The organism is Mesorhizobium sp. M0019, from assembly GCF_040323975.1.
GTDB lineage: Bacteria > Pseudomonadota > Alphaproteobacteria > Rhizobiales > Rhizobiaceae > Mesorhizobium.
The window spans coordinates 1-617 of record NZ_JAMYVK010000152.1; the positions used below are offsets into that span (position 1 = coordinate 1).

At 65.8% G+C, this 617-nt stretch carries 1 protein-coding gene; it reads left to right on the top strand.

The features are described 5' to 3' along the window. Nucleotides 1-617: LysR substrate-binding domain-containing protein (locus tag NKK47_RS35105; protein WP_352579945.1), on the top strand; the 617-nt coding region annotated here is incomplete at both ends.

Consider the following 617-nt stretch of genomic DNA (forward strand, 5'->3'; position numbering starts at 1 on the left):
GGCTTTTCGACCGCATTCGTGGCAGGCTGGTGCCGACACGCGAAGGGGAGTTGTTCCATGCCGAGGTGAAAGCCAACCTGGTCGGGCTCGACCGGCTGAAGCTGCGGGCGGCCCAGATCAAGGAGGTCGGCACCGGTACCATCCGCGTCGCCTGCCTGTCGGCACTCGGGCATGGGCTGGTGCCGCGCGCGATCGTAGCGTTCTCGCACCGGCATCCGCAGGTGCGAATCAGCTATCAGGTCCGCACCTCCAATATCGTGCGCGACCTGGTCGCCTCTGGCAGTTTCGATATCGGGCTCGCGGCCGACGAGGTCGACACCAGCGGCGTGCTGCACAGCGTCTTCACCACACCGCGCGCCGTCTGCGTGATGCCGAAGAACCACCGGCTGGCGCGGAAGCAGATAATCACACCGGCCGATCTCGCCGACGAGGCCTTCCTGGCATTGTCGCCGGAAGATACGGCTCGGCTTGCGATGGACAAGATCCTGGCCGCGCATGGGGTGCGGCCGCGCATCCTGATCGAAACGCCCTACGGCCTGACCATCGCCATCCTCGCAGCGAAGGGCATGGGGATCGGCTTGGTCAATCCCTCCGTCATTGCGGACGGCATGATCGGC